The 24946-nt window shown below is 42.5% G+C and carries 19 protein-coding genes and 3 tRNA genes; 2 read left to right on the top strand and 20 right to left on the bottom strand.

What is annotated here, in order from left to right; all coding sequences use genetic code 11:
• Positions 1-8 precede the first annotated feature (8 nt).
• From K1X66_02975 to K1X66_02965, 3 genes are read right to left on the bottom strand one after another with little or no spacing between them, the layout of a single operon-like run.
• Positions 9-1532 (bottom strand): CoA-acylating methylmalonate-semialdehyde dehydrogenase, encoded by a 1524-nt coding sequence (locus K1X66_02975; protein MBX7157333.1) that lies wholly within the window; start codon positions 1530-1532, stop codon positions 9-11.
• A 28-nt stretch (positions 1533-1560) separates the two neighbouring features.
• Positions 1561-2877: an NAD-dependent dihydropyrimidine dehydrogenase subunit PreA gene (gene preA / locus K1X66_02970; protein ID MBX7157332.1), complete on the bottom strand. Its 1317-nt coding sequence runs from the start codon at positions 2875-2877 to the stop codon at positions 1561-1563.
• A gap of 35 nt (positions 2878-2912) precedes the next feature.
• Complete coding sequence (locus K1X66_02965) at positions 2913-4397, bottom strand: NAD(P)-dependent oxidoreductase (protein ID MBX7157331.1); 1485 nt, start codon at positions 4395-4397, stop codon at positions 2913-2915.
• 213 nt (positions 4398-4610) lie between these two features.
• Between K1X66_02965 and K1X66_02960 the strand changes: the two genes are divergently transcribed.
• Positions 4611-5480 carry an acyltransferase gene (locus K1X66_02960; GenBank protein MBX7157330.1) on the top strand — a complete coding sequence of 290 codons (870 nt, stop codon included), beginning with the start codon at positions 4611-4613 and terminating at the stop codon, positions 5478-5480.
• Positions 5481-5538: 58 nt separating this feature from the next.
• Here K1X66_02960 and K1X66_02955 read toward each other — a convergent pair whose 3' ends face one another.
• A complete protein-coding gene (locus K1X66_02955; GenBank protein ID MBX7157329.1) occupies positions 5539-7551 on the bottom strand; it encodes a hypothetical protein in 2013 nt (670 codons plus the stop codon).
• Positions 7552-7603: 52 nt separating this feature from the next.
• Here K1X66_02955 and K1X66_02950 point away from each other — a divergent pair, with 52 nt between their 5' ends.
• Positions 7604-9130, top strand: coding sequence for a hypothetical protein (locus tag K1X66_02950; protein MBX7157328.1), 1527 nt, complete (start codon positions 7604-7606; stop codon positions 9128-9130).
• Here the strand turns inward: K1X66_02950 and K1X66_02945 are convergent.
• The 16 genes from K1X66_02945 to gabT form a co-directional block, all read right to left on the bottom strand.
• Positions 9065-9547, bottom strand: coding sequence for a hypothetical protein (locus K1X66_02945; protein ID MBX7157327.1), 483 nt, complete (start codon positions 9545-9547; stop codon positions 9065-9067). The genes K1X66_02950 and K1X66_02945 overlap by 66 nt on opposite strands.
• Positions 9544-11073, bottom strand: coding sequence for a hypothetical protein (locus K1X66_02940; protein MBX7157326.1), 1530 nt, complete (start codon positions 11071-11073; stop codon positions 9544-9546). Before K1X66_02940 ends, K1X66_02945 begins: the two co-directional genes overlap by 4 nt.
• Positions 11070-12539: a hypothetical protein gene (locus K1X66_02935; GenBank protein ID MBX7157325.1), complete on the bottom strand. Its 1470-nt coding sequence runs from the start codon at positions 12537-12539 to the stop codon at positions 11070-11072. The genes K1X66_02940 and K1X66_02935 overlap by 4 nt, the downstream gene beginning before the upstream one ends.
• Complete coding sequence (locus tag K1X66_02930; GenBank protein MBX7157324.1) at positions 12536-13453, bottom strand: hypothetical protein; 918 nt, start codon at positions 13451-13453, stop codon at positions 12536-12538. Before K1X66_02930 ends, K1X66_02935 begins: the two co-directional genes overlap by 4 nt.
• Before the next feature lie 42 nt (positions 13454-13495).
• Positions 13496-13569: transfer RNA gene (locus K1X66_02925), tRNA-Arg, on the bottom strand.
• A gap of 76 nt (positions 13570-13645) precedes the next feature.
• The gene (locus tag K1X66_02920) at positions 13646-14755 is read right to left on the bottom strand and encodes a hypothetical protein (protein MBX7157323.1); all 1110 of its coding nucleotides are present in this window, start codon (positions 14753-14755) and stop codon (positions 13646-13648) included.
• 98 nt (positions 14756-14853) lie between these two features.
• Positions 14854-14935 (bottom strand) — tRNA-Leu (locus K1X66_02915).
• Between the two features lie 127 nt (positions 14936-15062).
• Positions 15063-16382, bottom strand: coding sequence for an FG-GAP repeat protein (locus K1X66_02910; protein ID MBX7157322.1), 1320 nt, complete (start codon positions 16380-16382; stop codon positions 15063-15065).
• A 43-nt stretch (positions 16383-16425) separates the two neighbouring features.
• Positions 16426-18000, bottom strand: a complete 1575-nt coding sequence (locus K1X66_02905; protein MBX7157321.1) for a hypothetical protein — start codon at positions 17998-18000, stop codon at positions 16426-16428.
• Positions 18001-18161: 161 nt separating this feature from the next.
• Entirely contained in the window at positions 18162-19934 is a 1773-nt protein-coding gene (gene aspS, locus K1X66_02900) for an aspartate--tRNA ligase (GenBank protein MBX7157320.1), read from the bottom strand.
• 4 nt (positions 19935-19938) lie between these two features.
• On the bottom strand, positions 19939-21210 hold the full coding sequence (hisS, locus tag K1X66_02895; GenBank protein ID MBX7157319.1) for a histidine--tRNA ligase: 1272 nt from the start codon (positions 21208-21210) through the stop codon (positions 19939-19941).
• A gap of 12 nt (positions 21211-21222) precedes the next feature.
• Positions 21223-21567 (bottom strand): integration host factor subunit beta, encoded by a 345-nt coding sequence (locus K1X66_02890; GenBank protein ID MBX7157318.1) that lies wholly within the window; start codon positions 21565-21567, stop codon positions 21223-21225.
• A gap of 136 nt (positions 21568-21703) precedes the next feature.
• Positions 21704-21776: transfer RNA gene (locus K1X66_02885), tRNA-Ala, on the bottom strand.
• A 6-nt stretch (positions 21777-21782) separates the two neighbouring features.
• Positions 21783-22148, bottom strand: coding sequence for an outer membrane protein assembly factor BamE (locus tag K1X66_02880; GenBank protein MBX7157317.1), 366 nt, complete (start codon positions 22146-22148; stop codon positions 21783-21785).
• A gap of 27 nt (positions 22149-22175) precedes the next feature.
• A complete protein-coding gene (locus K1X66_02875; GenBank protein ID MBX7157316.1) occupies positions 22176-23639 on the bottom strand; it encodes a phytoene desaturase in 1464 nt (487 codons plus the stop codon).
• The gene (gene gabT, locus K1X66_02870) at positions 23636-24940 is read right to left on the bottom strand and encodes a 4-aminobutyrate--2-oxoglutarate transaminase (protein MBX7157315.1); all 1305 of its coding nucleotides are present in this window, start codon (positions 24938-24940) and stop codon (positions 23636-23638) included. The genes K1X66_02875 and gabT overlap by 4 nt, the downstream gene beginning before the upstream one ends.
• Positions 24941-24946: the final 6 nt, after the last annotated feature.

Genomic DNA, 24946 nt, shown 5'->3' with positions numbered 1-24946 from the left:
AACTAAGCTTATTTCGCCCAAATATCGCCTTCGCCAAAGTTAAACCAGCGTGAAGTGATAACTTTTTGTTTCGTATAAAAAGCCACGCCTTCTTTGCCTTGGATATGCAAATCACCGAAGAACGAATCACCCCAACCGCTGAATGGGAAATAAGCTAACGTGGCGGGAACACCGACGTTGATGCCGACCATGCCGGCTTGCACACGATGACGAAATTCTCTTGCAGCCTTACCGGATGAAGTGAAGATCGCAGCTCCGTTTCCATAGGAAGAACGATTCGCAATTTGAATCGCACTTTCGAGATCGTTGCTATGGAGCACATTCAAAACCGGACCGAAAACTTCTTCTTTGGTTAAAATATTTCCATCTTGCAAGTTATCAACGATGGTGGGTCCAATATAAAATCCTTCGGGTGCATCATCAACTTTGACGTTGCGCCCATCCACCAGCAATTTCGCGCCTTGCTTCTCGCCTTGGGTCACCAAATCCACCACGCGCGCTTTGTGTTGACTGCTAATCACAGCACCCATATGTGGCTGCTGCTGTGGCGGGCGATCCGTGCGACCGACTTTCATGCTTTTCACTACATCCACTAATGCAGGCAATACCGTTTTACCAGCATTTCCAATCGCAATCGCTGTCGAACCGGCCATACAACGTTCACCCGCGCAACCAAATGCCGCATCTTTAATTCCTTGCGCAGAATGTTCTACTTCCGCATCGGGCATAATTAAAACGAAATTTTTCGCGCCGCCAGCCGACTGAACTCGCTTGCCATATTTGGCGCCGGTCTCATAAATATAACGCGCTACGGGTGTTGATCCCACAAAAGAGATCGCTTTAATTTTAGGATGTTTCAATAACGCATCCACACAATCGCGACCGCCATGCACAATATTCAAAACGCCCTTGGGCAATCCCGCTTTTTCTAATAATTTAATCAGGCGATTTGTCGTAAGCGGAACTTTTTCGCTCGGCTTCATAATGAACGTGTTGCCACACGCAATCGCCAAAGGCCACATCCACATCGGAACCATCGCTGGGAAATTAAATGGCGCAATCCCCGCGCAAACTCCGAGAGGCTGACGAATCGAATCGCAATCAATCCCGCGAGCCACATTTTCCAAACTGTCAGTCATCAATAAATTCGGAATGCCACACGCATATTCGGTTTGTTCAAGACCCCGTTGCAAATCGCCTTTCGCTTCCGCATAAGTTTTCCCATGCTCGCGACTGATGCCTAAACAAATGTCATCAAATTCCGCTTCTACCAAGTGACGAAAGCGAAACAAAACACGCGCACGTTCAGCGGGTGGAGTTTCCGACCAGGCAGGGAAAGCGGCTTCCGCGGCGGCCACAGCTTGATCTATCACATCATTACCGCATAAAGGCACTTGTGCAATCACTTCGCCAGTCGATGGGTTATGCACAGGCGTTGTTTGATCCGAAGCGATATGTTTCCACTCGCCATTAATATAAAGTGGGCAAGGTTCAGTTTTGGCAGTTTGTGTAGGAATAGTTGCAGTGCTCATTTATTTCTTTTCTAAGTTAATTTAAAAATTAAGGATGTGGCGGAATAGGCTGCATTTCGCCTTTAGCCAATTTAGTTTGATACTCTTTCCAACTAAAGAAAGGTCGTCCGGTTTCGATGGTGACCATTTCAATACAATCGTCCACAGGACAAACTAAGGAACACAAATTACAACCCACACAGTCTTCTTGACGAATTTGAGGAATGGGTTTACCGGGCAAGCGTCCCGGGCCTAAACCTTGACCATTTGGCGAAACTAGATCAATGCACTGATGCGCGCCATCTTCACAAGCAATAAAGCAAAGATTGCAACCGATACATTTATCATAATCAATTTGCGCAACGCGTTTGAAATTTAAGTTTAAATTCTCCCAACGATTGAGCGAGTGAATCGCTTTACCGCGCAACTCGTTCACAGATTTAAAACCTTTGCTATCGAGATAATTGCTCAACCCCTCAGCCATGTCTTCCACAATACGAAAACCGTAATGCATCACAGCCGTGCAGACTTGCACACTGGTCGAACCAAGCGCAATAAACTCCGCAGCATCGCGCCAATTCGAAATGCCACCAATACCGGAAATGGGCAACTGAACTTCAGGATCTTCCGCGCAACTTTGCACCATATTCAAAGCAATCGGTTTTACCGCAGGCCCACAATAACCACCATGCGAACTTTGACCATTCACATAAGGCTCTGGCACAAACGTGTCGAGATTCACCTGTGTGATACTGTTGATCGTGTTGATCAATGAAATCGCATTACCACCCGCACGTTTTGCCGCGCGCGCAGCTTGAGTCACATCGGTAATGTTAGGCGTCAACTTCACAATCACAGGAATTTTTCCTGAGGCGGCTTCCATCACCCAACCGACAATCGTTTCAGCCACTTTGGGTTGTTGACCAACCGCCGAGCCCATGCCACGTTCGCACATACCGTGCGGACAACCAAAATTAAGCTCAATCCCATCTGCGCCAGAATCAATAGAGCGTTGTACAAACTCATGCCAACGCTCACGCGTGTCAACCATGAGCGAAGCAATCACAGCATGATTCGGCCATTTCTTTTTAACATTATAGATCTCTTTAAAATTAGTTTCGGGCGAGCGATCGCTAATCAACTCAATGTTATTCAAACCAATCATGCGGGTTTGACCATAATTCAAAGCCGAATAGCGCGAACTCACGTTCACAATCGGTTCGCCAATCGTTTTCCAAACCACGCCGCCCCAACCGGAGTCGAACGCGCGTTCGCATTGATAACCCGTGTTGCCTGGAGGTCCCGAAGCAATCCAAAAAGGATTCGGCGATTTGATCCCAGCTAAATTAATACTTAAATCTGCCATAATTTTCTCCGTTTACTTTCGTTTCTCCATTTTTCTTAAGCTTTTTTGTGACCGTTACCATTGCCATTGGTTGAAAAATAAGCCTCTTCCAACTCTGGGGCGCGAACCGGATTACGAAGACCTGAACCTGTAGGACGCCCTTCCTTTAAGCCATGACGTGAAGGTTGCACTTCGCTATCGACTTTTTCGCCCATTAAAAAATTATGGATGCCTAACGCAGCTTTTTTACCCTCACCCACGGCATTCACCACTTCACGACCACCATTCGCGCAATCGCCACCACAGAAAATTTTCTTTTCCGAAGTTTGCTTGGTTTGCGGATCATTAATAATCACGCCTTTCTTATCAATTTCGAGCTTAGGAAAAACCTTTTGAATCCAACTCTTCTGCTTTTCTTGACCCACCGCAGGAATAATCATGTCGAATACTTCTTCATATTCACTGCCTGGAATCACTTCAACTTTACCCGCAGCCACACGAGTTTTTGCGAGTTTCATACCTCGCACATTACCCGCGTTATCTTTGAGAACTTCCAAAGGCAAAGTGTTAAAGAGAAACTCCACACCATCGCTCTTAGCCAACTCATATTCAAAATCGTAAGCCGGCATTTCCTTTTCACCACGACGATAAATCACATGCACATGCGATGCGCCCAATCGCTTGGATTGCGTGCTGGCATCAATCGCCGTGTTACCACAACCCACCACAGCCACACGATCGCCCACCGGCACTTTATGTAAGGGTTGAGTATGAATTTGCTCAATAAACTCCAACGCATCCACCACACCTTTGGCGTCTTCACCGGGAATACCTAGCTTTTGTGTGTCACCTAAACCTACGCCCAAGAAAATCGCATCAAATTTTTTATCCAATTCTTCAACAGAAATATCCTTACCAACTTCGACGCTATAGCGAATTTCCACGCCTAAACTTTCCACCAGCGCAACTTCTTCCAAGCTCACTTCGGGCTTCATCTTATAATAAGCAATCCCAAACGTGTTCAGCCCACCACCTTTTTCCCGTTTTTCAAAAATGGTCACATCATAACCCATCTGCGCTAACTCCGCCGCGCACCCCAAACCGGCAGGACCCGCACCAATCACAGCCACTTTTTTGCCAACCTTCTTTTTGGTCGGTTGAAACAATTTAATATTGTTATTAAAAACATGATCGGTGGCGTAACGTTGTAAGCGCCCAATTTTAATCGGCTCTTTTTCTTTATCTAACATTACACAAGCTCCTTCGCACAAAACCTCTGTCGGACATACCCGCGCACAACTGGCCCCCAAAATATTAGCACTTAAAATAACACGAGCCGAACCCACCACATTATCCGTAGCAATTTTCTTAATAAAAGAAGGAATATCAATCCCCGTCGGACATGCCATGATGCAAGGCGCATCAAAACAAAACAAACAACGATTCGCTTCTACTAACGCTTCTTGCGGTGCGTAAGGCGGTTTAACTTCATCTAGATTCTTCGCCGCAGACGCAGCATCAAGTTTGGGAGCAAGTGGCATAACAGTTAATTCTCCTAAATAATTTAATCCAATTTAATTTTCCAACAAGACGGCGATTATAGAATCGTAAACTTCATCATGGCAAGCGCTAATCTTTCATTTCAACAAAAATGACACCTCAAATTACTAAATCGAAGTTTTCATGATTTACCCATTGACCCCTCTTTCATTTTTTTGTAAGCAAACAGTAACAATTTTCAAAAGGAGTTAATAATGGCTAGAATGGTTAGAGGCGGTTTGATTCAAACAAAAACGACCCACGAAGGCACCGCGCCGGTGGAAACGATTAAACATGCAATGATCGAGAAACATATGGGATTTCTCGAAGAAGCAGCGAAAAAGGGTTGCAACGTCGTTTGTATGCAGGAACTTTTTTACGGTCCTTACTTTTGTGCTGAACAAAAAACGCATTGGTATGATCTAACCGAGCAAATTCCCGATGGCCCAACTACTCAACTTATGTGCGAAACCGCGAAACGTCTTAACATGGTCATAGTTGTTCCTATTTACGAAGTCGATATGACCGGCGTTTATTATAACACCGCTGCCGTGATCGATTCTGATGGTAAATATCTCGGCAAATATCGCAAAAATCATATCCCACATTGCTTACCGGGTTTTTGGGAAAAATTCTATTTCCGTCCTGGTAACATGGGTTATCCCGTTTTTGAAACCGCAGTAGGTAAAGTAGGTGTTTATATTTGTTACGATCGCCACTTCCCAGATGGCGCACGTTGCCTTGGATTAAACGGTGCAGAAATTGTTTTCAATCCCTCTGCCACAGTCGCTGGATTAAGCGAATATCTCTGGAGCATCGAACAACCCGCTCACGCCGTGGCCAATCAATACTTCTTGGGCGCTATCAATCGCGTCGGCGTCGAAAAGCCTTGGAATATTGGCGAGTTCTATGGTCAGTCCTACTTCGTCAATCCACGCGGTCAATATTTAGCCAAAGCAAGCCGCGATAAAGAAGAATTAGTTATTGCGGATATGGATCTCGATCAAATTCAAGAAGTGCGCAACACCTGGCAATTCTATCGCGATCGTCGCCCCGACAGCTACAAAGAAATCGTGGCACCCTAACTACCACCGATTAGTAATAGACTAAAATCACAAAATAATTCAGAGTAAAATAAATAGTTTACTCCGAAAGTAATTTTATTTCTTTCAAAACAAAACCCTGACACGAATTGGACACAGCAATTTTCCATTGCACAAATACCGCCTCAGAAGGAATTTTGACCGCACTAAAATCCCAAAAACCATCGGGCGCCGCAAAAAATTCGATTTCTTGTGTCTCAATTTCTTGACCCTTGGCATCCAAAAATCTCACATAATGAACTAAAGCCTCAACTTTTTGTGAAACAGTGTTAGCCCGCAAATCCAACATGCGTCCTTTCCACTCCTCAGGCAAACGAATCGCTCGGGTTAAAAGATAAATCACTTTACCTGGTGAACCCCTTTCAAAAACGAGTCCCTTGCCCTCTTCAAAAAAAAGTTTTCCTGAACCCTTTTTTTCAAAGAAATTTTTTTCGTATTCACTCTCAGGATTTTCTGTCCAATTCAACTCACTCGTATAAGCTGTCACATCCATCGAAAAATAAGAAGTCTGCGCAGGACGAAACCAAAAAAATTCCGGCCACCCGCCTAAAATCGTTTCCGAAGAACGAAACAACACATCTTGAAGTTGCCAGCGAGAATCGGCGCTTAACAAATCTCGCGCCAACTGCCCCTCAGAAAAAACTTTTCCTTTTTCCAGCGATTTTCGCACCGTCACCATCACACGCGGCCGATGCAACAAAAGATGATCCAAACCACCTTCCTGATTGGGATTCAATAAATCCGGCTCTTTTGCCAACTGCCCTCTATCAAAAATAAACCACGTGAGTTGCCTTGCTTTCTTTGCATCCGCGATAAATGCAACTTCATAAAAATTGCCATGAGTCTTGATTTTTTCTCCTGGTTGAATCTGTTTAAACCAAGCGCGCAGTTCGGGCAAATAATCGGGATTCCAACGATTGCGAGAGCTCGCTAAAAATAAAAGCAAAACCAAGCCAATCACTGCCCCATTTTTCATGCCGCGACGCAAAAATAAATTCCCTCGTTTAAGCGCAAAATTCCATATCCCTCGCAAACCAAAGGCCGCTAAAATGCCTGCGGGCAAAGCAACAGCGCCTAAAAATCGGGCTCCATCCCTCACCAGAGGGCGCAACGGAAAAATCGATTGCACCGCACACGAAACCCCTAAATAAATTAAAATAAACCAACCTACCACCCATTTCCCTTTCTTCCCCTGCAACCAAACCATCCAACATCCGAAAAGCGTAAGCAAAAAATAAGGCAACTTTAACGCGCCTCCGGCTGCAAACGTGTCAAAAAATCGAAAAGGCAATTTCCAAAAAGCTATTGCCTCCGTTCCTTTGCGACCTGTGGCTTTTAAATTCGCATGCCAACTATGCCAAAAATCGCCAAAAAGATTTTGATAAATCCAAGCCTCCACAAAAAAACAAAGTGTAAAAGTTGCTAAAGCAAAAAACCAAAACCAACCCACCTCACGCCAACGCAAAAGCGACAACAAACCCACTGCAATGACCCAAATCAATCCCGTGGGACGATTTGCCCAAGTCACAAAAATTAAAATGCCTAGCCCCATGCCATAACCCATACCCGCCAACCAGGAACGCTTTTCTGTATCAAACAAAAATCGCCATACCATTAAAAACCCTAGACCACCCAACGCGCATTCCATCACATCCGGCATCGGTCGAGTAATAAGTGGATCCATCAAAGGATGAAAAAAAACCAATAGCGCCGCCAACGCTCCTACCCCGGGTCCTTCTAATTCCTTTCCCACGAAAAATGCAATCGCACAAGCCACCGCCAAACAAAAAAAAGGCACAAACAAAAACGATGCCCATCCATAGCCACCAAAAAATTGGTAAAACCAGATCAAACCCCATACCGGCCATCGCAAAAAATGAAACCCATCATCCGGCGGAAACTCGGATCGAGGAAAATGACGATGCAACGCAAAGCCGTAATAATCAATATCATCTCCCATCGAAGGCGCTTGCGCATAAAAAAAAGAGGCAACAAAAGCGATCAAAAAAACGATGATAACCGAAACCCAGCCTCGTTTAAAAATTGAAGTCACCTCACACTATTAATATTGCATCTCGCAACAGTCAACGTTAGATCAATAATTCATGATGTTTAGTATAAAAAAAGAAGAAATTTGCCCCGATTGGAAACGTATTCTTTGGCTCTGTTTACCAGCCATTCTTGTAGGCCTACTACTGCGAGCATGGTTAATGGTTAAAATGCCCTATTGCTTTATCCAGCCTGATTCGATTGATCTCCTGGCCACACCCGATCACCTTCTAAGAAAAACCGTCTGGTATATTGCTCCCAAAAAAACTTTTTTAACACCGATTCTCTACACCCTGACTTTCTTTCTTCCTTTTCCTGCTTTGACTACCATTGCCATCGGTCAGCACACCTTGGGATTACTCCTAATTCTTATGATTGGACTTTTAAGTCGACTTTGGTTCAAACAATGGCCCTTTTTAATTCCTATCACTACTTTACTCACTGCATTAAATCCCACCTTACTTTGGTATGAACACACTCTCATGGCAGAAAGTCATTATGTTTTCTGCGTCGTTTTAACAGCTTTGGCCGGCACACTTTTCGCTCGATACAAAAACCCCCCTTATTTTATTTTTTTCATTCTCTCACTTTTCTTAACTGCGGGATCTCGTCCAGAAGGAAAACTTTTCTTCGCTTTCGGTCTATTGTTAACCCTTTGCATTTCCTACCGATCTTGGCGAAAATTAGCCTGGCAACTGGCTTTACTTCTGTTGATAGGATTCGGAACCTCGCGATTAACTCGCTCTTCGCAAGCAGGCCTTCTACTTTACACCTCCGTCGTTACGCTCACACCCGACTCGATTCATGCCGCGCCAGGTTTTGAGTCTTACATTTTGCCAACACGCAATCGCTTAAGAAACGAGTGGCAATACCGTTACTCTAATATGGCAGCTGCAAGAAAAGAAATCAGTCAAGCTGTGGAAAGCTATCTTCAATCTCAGCAAGTCAATTCCAGCTCTAAGGCAATCAACCGTTTTTGTCTAAAAATCGCAATCGAAACCTGCATGAAAAATGTTTGGCAATTACCCGAACTTGCATCAAAAAAATTCCGTCAAACACTACTAAAAATTTCATCGGGCAGCTTTGACGACAAATGGCTGGTCGAACGCCAAATCAAAACTCTCGAAGGCGATTTCAACATCTTATCTCGACACTCTAAAAAACTCACTGGAAAAACGTTAGTTGAACTCAATGAGTATAAAAATTTTATTCATCATCACTACCAACTTCCCGTCGACAATCCTTTCCTCAAACTTCAAAAAACTTGGCGTAATTTTACAAACTTTGGTGTCACATTTTCGGAAACTCCTTCCACCCTACCCCCGCTTACTCCTTTTTACTGGATCGCCATTGCTGGCTTTCTCCTACTACCTTTCATCAAAAAAGATCTTTTTCTATTTCACTTATCATGGGGCTTCATGATTCTAGGCCTTTGGTTTGTTATCTTTCTCACCGCAAATACCAAAGAACGTTTTCGCTTTGTTTTTGAACCTTTTTGGATCCTTTATTTAGCGGCTTTACTTGATGGATTGATTCAAATCATTCAAAGTCGTTTGCGGAAAAACCCAAAAGTGGTAACCTAAAAATTTTAATCCCGAAACAACCATTGTCATAAAAATAATAATCACTTTTTCCCTTCCCGGAAAATTTTCTACCAACATTTGCGTAAACCACCAATTCACTAAATAACTCACACCCAAGACACATAAATATCGCGGCGCACAATCATGCCATAGAGCAGAAGTGCGAAAATTAATGTGATAACTCCACAAAAAAGCCAAACCTGTCACCGCCGCCAAACTCACCGCATAAGCATAACTAAACGACCAATTTAAACCTGGAGTGATATATTTCGACCAACCGGTAAATTTAACAATAATATCGGGCCAATGAAGTCCTTCAGTGAAAATTGAAACAAGAGCAATATTAAAGGAAATAGTTAAAACACCACCAACTCCAAATAAAAAAATACGCTGAAAAAAATTTCGATTTAAATTCATGCCTCTTGAGAATTATGACGAATCCGCGCAATAACCCAATCCCAAAACGCAAAAAAACTAATAAAAATAAAAGGCTCTAAAACTAAACGAAAACGAGCGCGAATATTTCCCACCAAATAAATAGCAAAAGCCAAAAAAATTAACATCGCAAGCCAAACCACAACAAATCTTCTTCTTTGAAATCCCAACCCAATCAATCCCACCAAACCCACTAAATAAATGATGGGCAAACCCGGCAATTTAGTTCCTTGATAAAAAAATGAAGGCAAATGCCACCCTAAAACTAAGTTCGAAAAAATCTCTTGAAACCGGGTCAAAAAATCGGGCTGAAAAACTCGATAAATTTGCTTTAAATCTGCACGTAAATTTTCGGCGGAATGATAAGATTTACCCAATAGCCAAGGCAAATAATGCCAGGAATTGGAGGGCTCACCTGAAGCCTTGAACATAATGGCTGTTTGTCCTTCGTAAACCCAATCTTCTCCAAAAGAGCCAGCTACTAATGCGGTCGGTTTGCCGCGTATTTTGGCGTCACGATGGCTAGCCAAAAACTTATATAACGCAATCTTCGGCAACTCATACCCATATCTTAATCCCGTTTCCACGCCCAAACGTTTACAAACCTTATCCGTGTCGGGTCTTTTTTCTTTACGAAAATTTTGTTTCAAATATTCGTTCACCACCGTTTCAGTTTTTTTCCGAATCGGAGTAATGTCTTGAATAAACCAAGGCTTATTTGCTCTCACCTTCATCCTGACGTTTTGTAACTCAGCAGCAACTTCAGGATAAAATAGAGTTCGATCTGGTAACAATGGCATCAACGTAGCTAACAATAATTTTCCTCCTTGATTGGTCGGCGTTAATTTAAAGATAAAACCTGAGATCATGATTCCCACCCCCAAATGAATCGCCAAAGTTTTCCAATTCTTCCCCCAAACCGCTATCACCATGCCCAATCCTAAAAAACAAAATAAATTCCCTTCAGGCCGCGCTCCTGCAGTCAAAAAAATAGCGATAAATAAAGCACTAAAACTTTTCCAAGAAGGGAAACGATAAAACCAAGTGCTCATTAGCGCGACCGTCACCGCACCAAAAACATACAAAAATTCTTGCAACGCCAAATGCTCGTACCAAAGCAAAGAAGGATGAATCGCAAAAATAAGTGTTAAAGGCACAATCCAAAATCGCCAATAACGAAACCATAAGAAACAAATCAGTCCCACCTCCATCACCATCAACAATCCCAAAGCATGCTGACCTAGAGCAATCGAACGTAAAAGTTGCCATTTGGCAATCAAAGGAATCGCATAAATCAAAGGCACCAAAAAAGTGCGACGCTCACTAATATCCCACCTTCCCTGCTCCACCCATTTCACGCCTGTGCCAAGAAGATGACGCGTATCATCATGAAAAAAAGCGTATGGCATGTGAGAAAGCAATAAGACTCGAAGTGCAACTCCTAAAACAATAGCTGGCACACACAACCACAGTGCCTGGCACCATTCGCGATTTTTCAAAAAGTTCATGCCATTTTTTTGTGGCGTTGATAACTCTCTTGCAACTGAGCCACAAGCAATGCCCATCCCAACGCCATCAACGGTTCAAAAGGCAATAAATAACGTGGAATCCCTCGGGCAATAGTATAAGTTAGCAGCAAATAACCTATTAAAACCCCAAACCAAAATAACAATTTCACTCGCCAACGAAGTATCGCCACCCACCACCCGATCATCGAAATTAACCCTGCCCAACTCCACCATATCGGCGCTGTAATCGGTTCCAGTATCGACAACGCCCGATTCGCCGGCGTTACGCCACGTTGGGCAAAAAATCCGTTCATCCATTGCTCAAGAGTTTGATGAGATCCTAACAGCAAAGGAACATAATCCGGTTCCGCTTTCATTTCATCGATCCATTCATCGCCGATTTTTTCTGGCAAAAATTTTCTGGCATATTCGCGTGGTGTGTTCAGAACAAAATATAATTTGTAAACCAACAATTTCATAAACCCCATGGGATGGTGCAATACCGCTTCCACAGCCAACTGTCGACACACCTCATGCAATTTAGAATTTTGTCCCTTGCTTCGCAACTTATCCCACAAAGGCCCAATCGATTTACCTTTGGGATTAACCAGTTGCCACTGAATCACACCCTGATTTTCAGGATAATCTTTCAAATTTGCTCGCCAAAACTCAACTAAAGGTCTGAGCTCCTTTTTATAATCCTGTTGAAGTTTTGAATCCAAATCCGTTAACGGAAAAACCGATGAGTAAAACAACCAACCCTGCTGTGTCACATGTTTGCTCGTTCCAATCCACAGCCCTACACAAGCAATAGCTGGCAATAAGATGCGCAAAAAACTTTTACTACGACAAGAAACTGTTTTGAGCCAAGACCATCCAAATAAAAATAACGCACTCCCAGCAATGAGAACGGTGACTTTTCCATCTGGCCGTAGTGATAAACATAAAAATGCTACCCACAACAATCCTTCATAATGCTTGGTAGAAGGTTCAAAAATAAAACGCCAAAGTTTCCACAGAAAGAACCAAAACGCTGTAACGTAGAAAGCTTCGGCAATCATGTCATGGCCATAAAATAAAAGCGTAACATTAAGGCCTAAAAACAAAACTAAAGGCAAGGCCAGCCAACGCCAAAACGAAGTCCATTCCTTCAACAATCGAACCGCAATCAAAGGAATGAACAATGTTATCGCTTGCTGCAAACATATAATCGTTAAACTCAAACGCACTGGCAAAGACGCCAACAAAGTCAGCAAAACGGGATAAAGGAAAGAGCGTTTGGGATGAATGCTAATATGCCAATCTGCCCAAAACATTTTAGCTGTTCTTAAATAAGTATGCGAATCATTGTGAAACGTACAAATAGGCACTTGAATAATTAACCAAATCTTAAAAAGCGCGACCCAAAAAATACCTAACCATGCTGCTTTCCAACCCCAATCCAAATTTTGCCATCCTTGTCTCATTTTTCTTGAATCGACTCGCTTGCTTTAGAAAGGGAAGATGACCAATAGGCAGCCAAGAGAGCAATCAAAATAAAAACACCGCCACCCACTTTAAAAGTTTTTTCCAGCCACGCAGCCCAATGCATCATATCTAAAATCAGATAAGCCACAAAAAACAAAAAGGCGATCCCTAAACTTAATAACATCCAAGACAGTTGAAATAAGGGTCGCCGATACTTTAAAAACAAAATAATCGCGATCACACCATAACTCACCACTAACCAATCGTTCAAATGACTGAGCCAATGCTCCTTGGGTAAATGCAAAACCTGTTGCGTGATAAAACGGCCATTGCGTTCATGAAATTTAAAAAAATCGTCTGCAGCCGTATAATAAATCAAAATCCCAAACCCCAACCAAAACTTGGCAAAAGGCACCTCTCTCATCAGTCGCCATAATTTTATGACACAAAATGCAGCCAAAATAAAAACCACCCAACTTATCCACCAAGCCGCTCGATTGTGCCGAAAATAATAAAAATGCCTTTCATGACGCATGTCACCCAAAAACCAATAAAAAGTCATCGCTATCAAATAAAAAAGCAGCAGTGCCATTAACCCAATAAAAGCACCCTTCCAAAGTCGAGGATCCAATTTTAATTTTAACAACTTAGCGCTAATCGCAAAGCAAATCACACCACTTGCTAAAAGATAGGCTAACGAAATAAGCGTCCCAATGCGACCTTCGCCAAAATAATAATTGGGAATTCCCGCTTCTCTCCAGCCCGCTTGCACGATTAATTGAACTAGAACGCATGTGACAACAAAAAGCAGAAAAGAAACAATTACCCATTTGACCGGAGGTTTACCTGGTCGCGATAAAGATAAAAAACTCTCTTTCCAAAAATTAAATTCTGAAATCAAAAATGAAATCATAAATTGCGAAGAAATCCACGAGCTATCATCAATAAAATAAAGCGCACCCTGTAGGATTTGAACCTACGACCTTCTGATCCGTAGTCAGATGCTCTAATCCGCTGAGCTAAGGGTGCTTTTATTTTATATTAGGTCGTGTTAACTAAATAACCAAGAGAAATTAATAAGGTTTAAACTTTATTCAAAAAAATTTTATCCCATCTTCACAACTGGACCTGATGATGTTGTATTTTGAGAGATAGAAGCTATTTTGGGATCACTTAAAGAAGGATCAACCGATTCACACACCTCGCCGCCTTCTTGGAAAGGCTCAGAAACCATTGGAGTATAATCTCTCGGTAAAGAAGCGGAAGCGCCTTGTTCAAGCTTATCCCATGTATCTGCCAATAGCTTGGCTCTATTTCGCTCCTTACGAACTTCAGAAATTTCACGACTAATTTTCCCCTTCAAATCTTCCCTTGCCAACTCATCAGGCGACTTCTGATGAGGAATCGTCACACCAGGCGAACCGGGAACCTGCGGTCCATAAGCCTTAGTATTCCTTTCATCGGCTTTTTGCATATCATAATAAACGGCGTCGGAATCCAGCTCACCGCCATACTTGGCTCTTCTTATTTCTCCCGCAAGCGCTTCTTTATCATTTTCAACATACCAATTTAAAGCAGGCTCGACAATAAGTGAACCTATTCCTAAATTATCTAAGCTAACTGATCCCGCAGCGCCAGGACCATCACCACCGACAGAAAACATATCTTCACTTTCCCTGCCTTGAGAAGATAGAGGCGGTAAAGCGGAAGGCAATTGAACAGGTCCTTCCATTTGCCCCATTAATTGCCCGACGAATTGTTGAGCATAGGACAAGTTCTCTTCAGCTAAGACAAGCTCAGCCTCCACATCCCTAATTTGTTTTCTCAGTTGAGTAATGAATGCATCAGATTGACCACCCGTAATAGCTTCTTCCAATAGACCTTTCATTTTAGTTATATGTCCCTTAAGATTAGCCACCCCACTCTCCATAAAGCCTACTTCTTTAATGTAGTTGGCCACTAGAGGCGCAACTTCTTCTGGAATGGGTTTTATCACCAATTTTCCATCTTTTCTTATCATACGAAGCGACCCATGCGGAAAAACGGTTTCTCCAGTCGCTTCAAGAGACGCTATTCCCACAGAGCGAACTTTCGACATTTTTTCGCTAATACTTGCACCAAGCTGTGTAATTTCGCCGGATGATCGAGAAATAGCTGCTCCAATTGTTTTGACTGCTTGCGCAGCCCTCTGAAATCTAGTGATTAAAGGAAGCATGCCATACTATTTCTTAAAATAGTATTTTTTTCAAACAAAAATAAATCAGCCCTTCTGCCAATCAACAAATATTTTATTTTCTGAACTAATAAAAAATTTGCCCGAGGAGGGAGTCGAACCCACACGCCTTTAGGACACTCGATTTTGAGTCGAGCGCGTCTGCCATTCCGCCACTCGGGCTAACAATTTAATGGCTACATTAAAAATAAATAGACAACAAATGCAAATCTTAAGTTAACTAAACTTGCAAAAAAGAAAAAGCCAAAGAAAACTTCCTTGGCTTTTTATGAGGGGGATAAGGAAAAAATTATTGAGGAATTCGCGCTCCACAAAACTTGTGAAAAAGAAAAGCCGCTCCAGTATTATCTCCGCCCCAGAGAGGCGCACTCACTAAAATATTGTCACCATCCATCGATACATTTTCTCCAAATCGATAATTGGCGCTCCCCCATTGCTGGTCCATTCCTTTAATCTGAGCAACTGGACTCCAACTATATTCTTTCGTATAAGCAAAAGTGAAAACACTACCCGCATTCTCATAAACAAAAGGTTGAGGATAAATCGCATAACTATCCTCTCGACAACCCACTACTGCCCAATCTCCATTAATACTCACCGCATCACCAAATTCTGCTCCTTGATACGGTTTAAAAGCTAACAATTTATCTTCCTCCCACCAAATAATGCTATTAAACACTTTCCAGCGACGAAACACATAAGCGGCTCCTGCCCCAGAAGCAAACTTACCATTTTCCTGAAAGTTTTTATCCGGCGCTCCAACAATCACTCGATTATCTTTCAAAGCCACCGCCTTACCAAAATGGTCTACACCCTTTTTATCAGAAGCGATAAGCTGTTTTTCCAAATTCCATTCCGTGCCCGATCGCACATACATATAAACTGTTCCGGCTGCAGGTGCCACTCCCCCATCAACTTTAATATCTTGCCCATACGATCCTACAGCCAATAAATCACCGGAAAGAGCGACCGCGCCCCCAAAATAACCTTCAACTTGAGGTTCTGGAGAGGTTAATTTCTTACGAAAAACCCATGTGTCATTTTGCTTTTCATAAAGATAAGCTGCGCCTGCCCAAAAACCTTTTTCATCATCCGAAATAGCTCCTACTGCTAACCAATTACTGGAAATAGCAACCGCACTCCCATACCATTTTTGAAACTGTTTATTATTATCGGATGGTTCTAACTTCGCTTGCTGAACCCATTGATTATTAGCTTCCCGCTTAAAAACGTAAGCTACTCCCCTGCCACTCTTCATATATTGACAGCCCATCACAGCATAATTACCCTCCACCGCCACCGTCGTTCCAAACGCATCCCCAACTACTGCATCAGGAATCACCAACTCTTGATGTGTTTGCCAATCCCCATTGACCTTGCGATAAATATATACCGCTCCTTTTGTTGAATAAGCCGAAGGTGCACCCACAAAAATAAAATCTCCTGAAAGAGCACTCGAAAAACCAAATGCCTCGCCAGTTTCTTGCTTCCAATCAAATGTTAAAAACACTTTTTCTGCTTCACAGGCAGAAAAGGTTGAAATAACAGGGCTCAGGAAAAACAATAAAATAAATAATTGTTTTATAAATAAAGTTTTATTTTTTAACATAATTTTTATCTCCTATTTCGTTATTAATTTTCTTATTATAGTTTTAAGGCTGCTTTAGACGTCCTGTCCAAATACATGTCTGCTGAGAACTATCTTCTCCTGTTAATTTCAAAGACAGGTTATTAGGAAAAGTCACATCACCTCCTGAAAAGCTGCCCGTGGAATAAACATTAAAATTCTTATCCACACAAATATCTTCCGATTGTGTGCCTGTGAAAACTTCAAACTCATTACCTGTTCCATCGCCCGACAGGAGCTGCCATTGAAAAACTCCGTTCTTATCATATTTCACATGATAAATTTTCGCTAAAAATCCCGTCAATTCCAAGGATTTGGGAGCATCGTCAAATTGAAAATTATTTAACCCACCACCAATCATGGCTGCCCAACCGGTAAGATAAAAATTACCATTACTATCTACGGCCAAACCTTGTTGCCGAGCAACACGGTTCGACTTCACGGGAAAGGTTCCCCGCTTCACCCAATTTAAACTTCCATCCCCACTACTCAAAACAGCTAAAAATACATTTTGATTCCCAGGATTAGCCGCATCCGCATCCACAGAGGCATCATCAAACAACAAAGGCGTATCAGCAAAATATCCCCCCGCTACTGCTACATTTTTATTTCTATCATCAGAAACAATTCTTGTCTCAAAATCAAACGCTTCATATCGAGATCCTATCGTTGTGGCCCAAGCAAAAGTTGGCTTCCCGTTCCCACTAGAAGTTCCATTATATTTTACAACCACATAGCCTTGATCCTTATTGCCCTGAATAACTTTTTGCGCGTTTAAAATTTCAACCTCATTACCTTTATAAGCTGCCACCAAATAAAGCGCTCCCGATGAAAACGAAAAATTAAGATCCTTACTAACATTATCCAAATCCTCACCCACACCTCGAATCACATCAGCCCATTCCGCTTTACCCGTTCCAGAATTTAACTTAGCTACATAGACATCTGTTTGATTACCATCACTTACCAAAAAGAAATTCTGCGTAATATTTAAAATCCCTGTAAACTGACTGGTCAAATAACAGTTACCCATAAAATCTACCGCAATACTGGCCGAATCATGCAACTTCAACTCGCTCCCCACTGTTGTTGCCCAAACTCCTACTGCCTTACTTCCGGAAACATCCAACTTCGCAACAAAAGTTTGTTTTAAATTATTAAAAGTATTAATCGGCTTACCTACAAAGAAAGTGCTCTGGGAATAACTTCCCACCACATATAAAAACTTACCTGAAAAATCCAAAACTGCTTTATTAACCGTCCCTACAGTTCCCAGTTTTTGAACCAACAAGACACTTCCCTGAGGACTATATTTTAATAAAAAAGCGCCCGCTCCACCTTGAATATCGGGATCAAACAAGCTCTCTTCATCATTCGGATCATCATTAAAACCAAAATCCACCGTATCTCGCCACATTGCTACCACATAAACATTACCCGAAGAATCCACACAAACCGTCTTACCATCTGCCATCGACTTATAAGGATTATCAAACGCTGCTTTACTCGTCTTCGCCCACTGCCAAAATTGCGCATTTACAGGCAAACTCCCCACAAGAAATCCCACTGCTAACAAAAAACCAACCTTCAAAAAATTCATAATTTCCTCTTCTAGCTTTTAGTTTTTCTCAATGATTCAAACTCTCAGCGAAGTGACCGAATAATATTAGCTCATGTGATAAAAATTTGTTTTAAATATAAACTATGAAAAAAAATTTTCCACAAATTTTTTTAATAAAATAAATTTTAGCTTATTTAGAATTAAAATTTTTTACTTAAGTTCAACTCCCTCAACTGTTTAATATCAATTTCAGAAGGTGATTGAGTCAGCAAATCCTGACCACGATTATTTTTTGGAAAAGCCATAACATCTCTAATACTACTTTCACCACACAAAAGCATAACTAAACGATCCAACCCCAAAGCAATCCCCCCATGCGGTGGAGCTCCATACGAAAACGCCTTTAACAAATGACCAAACATCGTCTCCTGCCTCTGCGCGTCTACTCCCAAAATCTCAAACATCCGCGCTTGCAAATCCGGCTCATGAATACGAATACTTCCTCCACCAATTTCCACCCCATTCAACACTACATCATAAGCTTCCGCACGCACCTTGCCATATTCTCCGCCCTCCAATAAATCAACATCCTCTAACTTCGGACGCGTAAAAGGATGATGCACCGCATCCCATTTATTTTCTTCCGAATTAAAAGCCAACAAAGGAAAATCAATAACCCATAAAAAATTCAATGCCGAAACCACAGAATCCTCTTTCAACCAACCCAACAACTCCGCCGCCTGCAAACGAATACGTCCCAACACCTCACACACCACCTCCCAACGATCTGCACCAAACAAAATCAAATCTCCTTCCCCAATTCCCAAACGTTTCGTCAGCTCCGCCCTTTCTGCATCAGAAAAAAACTTCACAATCGGCGACTTCCACTCGCCATTTTCCACTTTAATAAACGCCAGCCCCTTCGCGCCATACTGCTTAGCCATCTCCGTCAACATCTCGATCTGACCCGTAGTAATTTTTGCCAATCCCTTCGCATTAATTGCCTTCACCACCCCGCCTGATTCCAAAGCCGATTTAAAAACTTTAAACTCACTCTTCGCAAACACCTCACCCAAATCTACCAACTCCATCCCAAAACGCGTGTCCGGTTTATCGCTACCAAACCGATTCATAGCCTCCGCATAAGTCAAACGGGGAAAAGGAACAGAAATTTCAATACCCTTAGCAATTTTAAAAATATTTTTTAACAAACCCTCCATCCATCCGATAATCTCTTCCCGCGTCACAAAAGAAGCCTCCACATCCACCTGCGTAAATTCCGGTTGACGATCCGCGCGCAAATCTTCATCCCGAAAACACTTCGCAATCTGAAAATAACGCTCCAACCCAGCCACCATCAAAAGCTGCTTATACTGCTGAGGCGCTTGCGGTAAGGCATAAAATTTTCCAGGCGACAACCGACTCGGCACCAAAAAATCGCGCGCCCCCTCCGGCGTGCTCTTCGACAAAATCGGCGTCTCCACCTCCAAAAACCCTTGCCCATCAAAATAATCCCGCACCACCTTCACCACACGATGACGCACTTGCAAATTCCTCACCATTTTACGACGCCGCAAATCCAAATAACGATACTGCAACCGCAAATCCTCATTCACCTCATCCTCATCCAAAGGAAAAGGCAAAACCTCAGCCCGATTCAAAATCGCCACCTTTTTCGCCATCACCTCAATCTCACCCGTGGCCAACTTCCCATTCGTCGTCCCCTCCAAACGTTTCACCACCTCACCCTCTACCTGAATTACAAATTCCGAACGCAATCCATGCGCAATTGTCGTCGTCTCCGCTGCCACCTCAGGATTAAACACCACCTGCGTCAAACCTTCACGATCGCGCAAATCCACAAAAATCACACCCCCGTGATCCCGTCGCGAATCCACCCAACCAACCAAAGTCACATGTCGCCCCACATGATCCACTCGCAATTCCTCACAATGATGCGTTCGAAAACTCATAACCTTATTTTAACTGATCTCTTAAATAATGAATAACCTTGTCTTCATCTACACTTTCTTGGTGGCGAGTCATCAAATTTTTTACCTCCACCTTTGCGCCAGCTTCATGCGTCACCATCACCACAAACTGCGCCCCCACCTCTGACGCTCTCTCAAATTGCTTCTTAACGTCCACGATATCCCCTAAAGAATAATCAGTTTTTATCCCGCTTCCTCTTAAATAAGCCACCATCTCATAAAACTGATTTTCAAAACGCGAATCCGAACACACCACAAAAACTTCCGGTTTTTCTACCGAAACATTTAAAAGATTTTTTTCTCGCAATAAATCACCCAACACCACATCACCCATTCCAAAACCAACTGCAGACAATTTTACTCCCGTTAAATTTTCAATCAAATGATCGTAACTCCCCCCACCCGCAACCGCACGTCCCGTATAATTTCCAACCTCATCCAAAGCAAAAATTTCAAAAACCGTGTCCGTATAATAAGCCAGCCCTCGCACAATTCCCAAGTCCAAATTCACACAACTACCCATCCCAAAGTCATGAAGCCCTTGAATAATCGTGCGTAACTCACCCGCTCCATCCACTTGGGGCAAATCATCAATCGCTCTTGCTTTCACTGCATTCTGAATTTGGGAAATAATATTCTGATCCAACTCCAACTCCAAAAAACTTTTTTCCGTTTTTTCCCATGGCACTCGCTCCATCTTATCAATCACCGCAAAAACCCTTTCCCATTTATCGCTCGTCACTCCTAGCTTAATCAAAAAATTTTGCCAAACTAAACGACTGCTCAATCGCACTCGAAAGTCTTTCTCAGTCAATCCCAGCTGCAGTAAAACCCCAATCGCCAACGCAATAATTTCCACATCCGCCTTTAACCCACCTCCCATAATGTCTGCATTCAACTGAAAATGCTCCCGCAATCGCCCTTTCTGCTGGCGTTCATAACGAAATAACTGCGGAATTGAAAACCATTTCATCGGTTTTTTATAATCCCGATGTCTTGCCCCCACCATCCGAGCTAAAGTCGGCGTCATCTCTGGTCGCAACGCAACTGCACGCTCGCCCTTATCCACGAAATGATAAAGTTGATTAACAATTTCCTCACCCGATTTTTTGGTATAAAGCTCAAGCGACTCCAAAGGAGGCCCGTCATACTCCAAAAAACCGTAACGTTGCGCCACCTCCCTCCATTTGGAAAAAATAAAATGCCGCTTGGCAAACTCTTCAGGATAAAAATCCCGAAACCCCGGAAGCGTCTGCATCATGAAAACAAACTATTTCCCAACAGATTGATTGAAGCCAGCGCTTTGAGAGGCAGACATTTGAGCAGAAAGCTTCAAGACTTTTGCCTTCATCTCCTTACCACCTTTAAATTTCACTACGGCTCGAGGAGGAATCATCACATCCGACTCAGGCTGTTTTGGATTTCTTCCTATACGCCCTTTTCTTAAAACCACTTCAAACACCCCAAAATTTCGCAATTCAACATTACGCCCTTCTGCTAAAGCTTCCACAATGTAATCTAATGATTTTTGAATCACATTGAGAACCTCTTTCTGAATAAGCCCCGTTTCGTTGCTAATTCGTATTACTAAATCGCGCTTTGTCAAACTTGCCATAACCCTCCTCTTTCATTATTTATTTTTCTCTACTCTACTGACACTTGCAAGCTTAAAAGTAACCAGTTTCAGCATTTAGCTAACACCTGCATCTCTCAATTCTTCCTTCTTAATTTCTAATTTTTAATTTTAAAAATGGAGGTTAGGGGATTCGAACCCCTGACCTTCTCATTGCGAACGAGACGCTCTACCAACTGAGCTAAACCCCCTATAACTTAGAACATCAGACGTTGTTCGTCATAAGAATAACTCTTTACACGCCCCTGGCTATTAAAACGCACTGTGACCCATTGGGGACGATGCGCCATATTAGCAAAAGGAACCCAACCTCCCGCCTCATTAGTATAATACTGCCAAACTTCCTCACCATCACTTGAGATATTTTTGTGCCTTGGACTATCACCCAAAATATCACGTACTTCTTGTTTCGTCATTCCCACTCTTACCTTTTTTTCTTCTTGAGAAGAACTGCGGGCTGAGCTTCTTTGCTCACCTGCTTCATTTTTATTGTTTGCGCAGCCTGTTAAAAAGCTCGTGGCTGTGATTAACGACAAACCGATAATAAGATAATGTTTTTTCATAGAGCTTAAATAGAGAGCCTACCTTTATTATGTCAAGTCCACGACTTTTTCCAAAATCTTGGCACTGGACAAAACCCCAGGCAAACCTGCCCCAGGATGCGTTCCCGCCCCAACAAAATATAAATTTTTAATATCCTCAGACACATTATGCGGTCGAAACCACGCGCTCTGCGTTAAAATCGGTTCAAACTGAAAAGCCGAACCCAAATAAGCATCCAATTCACCTTCAAAATCTTGAGGAGTAAACACGCGCTTCGTAACAATATGTTCTCGCAAACTCGGGCATAACGTTTCCAATGACGCTAAAATCGCATCCGCATAACAATCCTTTTCTTTTTGCCAATCTACTTTCGCTTCCAAATGAGGCACAGGTGACAACACATAAAAACATTCACACCCTGGAGGAGCTAAAGAAGGATCCGTGCGCGTTGGCGCATGAAGATAAAGCGAAAAATCTTTAGCCAAAACTTTTCGTTGAAAAATATCTTCCAGCAAGTCTTGATAACGCGGTGATAAAACAATCGTATGATGCGCCAGATCGGGATAAGTTCGATTCGTCCCAAAATAAATCAAAAACAAACTCATCGAATAACGCATTTTTCCCAATCGCTTATCTGTCCATTTTTTTCGCCATTTTTTAGAAATTAATTTTCGATAAGTATTCGCCACATCGCCATTACTTACTACTACATCAGCCGTCATCGTTTCACCATTCGATAATCTCACCCCTCTTACTTTTTTTTGTTCGACCAAAATTTCATCAACCCGCGCCTGGCAACGAACTTCACCCCCCATTTCCTCAAATAATTTCACTAAAGCTTTCACCAAAGCGCCGGTGCCTCCCATCGCAAAATGCACTCCCCACTGGCGCTCCAGAAAATGAATCATCGAATAAATCGAAGACGCTTGAAAAGGATTCCCGCCTACTAACAACGGATGAAAACTAAACACGACTCTTAAAAAAGGATGACGAATATAACGTGAAACCAAACGATAAACCGACTCATGCGCGCGCAAGCGAACCAAATCCGGAACAATACGAACCATATCGCTCAAATGAGAAAAGGGCTCATCAGCCAAGTCCAAAAAAGCGCGTTTAAAAATAGCCTGACTTTTTTGAGCAAATAGTTGGTAACCCGCAACGTCTGCTGGCGAAATTTTTTCAATTTCTCGAATAATTTCTAACTCGTCACCCGTGTAATTAAATATCAACCCATCATGAGAAACGATCCGATAAAATGGCGCACAAGACACTAAGCGAATGTAATCCTCAATTTTTTTCCCAGCTAAAACAAAAAGTTCTTCGATTAAAAAAGGCGCGGTAATAATTGTTGGACCCGCATCGAACGTAAAACCATCTTGTTCATATACATAAGCCCGACCTCCTGGCTTATCGCGCATCTCCAAAATCGTGGTGTCGTAACCCTTCGCGCGCAACCGAATCGCAGCCGCCAAACCTCCAAAACCGCTGCCAATGACAATCGCTATCACTGATTCGCTTCCAAAGCTTTTTCCAAAATATCTAAACCTTCATTCAACACCAAATCAGAAATCACAAGCGGCATTAAAGTGCGAATAATATTTCCCGATGTGCCCGCTCCCACTAAAATAAGGCCGCGTTGATAACTCCATTGAATAATTTTTTTTACCAAATCTCCGTTGGGTTCTTTGCTTTTTTGATCCTTGACCAATTCAATCGCGCACATGGCACCTAACCCGCGCGCGTCACCCACACAACTCCATTTCTTTTGCCAAGCTTGAAAACGGTTCAACACAATTTTACCAATCGCTTCCGCACGCGCATTTAATTTTTCCGATTCAATAATTTCAATCACTTTCAAGGCTGCGGTACAAGCTAAAGGATTACCACAATAAGTCCCGCCCAATCCCCCGACCATAGGATCATCCATAATCTCTGCTTTGCCAGTTACCGCAGAAAGTGGCAAACCCGCCGCTAAAGATTTAGCCATCACCGTTAAATCCGCAACCACACCAAAATGTTCCATCGCAAAAAATTTTCCGGTCCGACCAAACCCAGTTTGCACCTCGTCTGCAATCAATAAAATGCCATACTTATCACAAGCTGTCCGCAAAGCCTTAAAAAAATTGACGGGCGGAATAATAAATCCTCCTTCACCTAAAACCGGCTCTAAAATAATCGCGGCAACTTCTTCCGCCGAAATATAACTTGCAAAGAATGATTCTAATTCAGCCAAAAAATCTTTTTCCGAATAATTTTCAATCTCGGGTCGACGATAAGAATAAGGATAAGGCGCGCGATAAACTTCAGGCACAAACGGGCCAAACCCTTTTTTATAGGGTTTCATTTTACTAGTCAACGTCATGGCTAAATACGTACGACCATGAAACGCATGCTCAAAACCAATCACCGCTTGTCGCTTGGTGTAATGACGCGCAATTTTAATGGCATTCTCTACCGCTTCAGCTCCAGAATTTGCTAAAAAAGTTTTTTTTGCAAAATTTCCCGGCACAAGTTGATTTAATTTCTGTGCTAATGCCACATAACTTTCATACATCACAATATTAAAACAAGTGTGGGTAAAAGCTTCAGCCTGTTTTTGAACCACTTCGCAAATTGCGGAATGGCTATGACCCACATTCATCACGCCAATTCCTCCAGCAAAATCGATGAGCCTATTCCCATCAACATCCCATATTTCTGCGCCTTTTGCTCTGGCAGCAAAATAAGGCGCTACATTAAAAGGGCCACGCGCTACCTGTTCAGCTCGAAGCTTGAGAAGTGCTTGAGTGCGAGCGCTGCTTTCAATCATTTTCAC

This window comes from Verrucomicrobiia bacterium (genome assembly GCA_019694135.1).
GTDB lineage: Bacteria > Verrucomicrobiota > Verrucomicrobiia > JADLBR01 > JAIBCM01 > JAIBCM01.
Note: the sequence above shows the minus strand (reverse complement) of the source record. Positions and strands in the feature narration are given on the sequence as shown.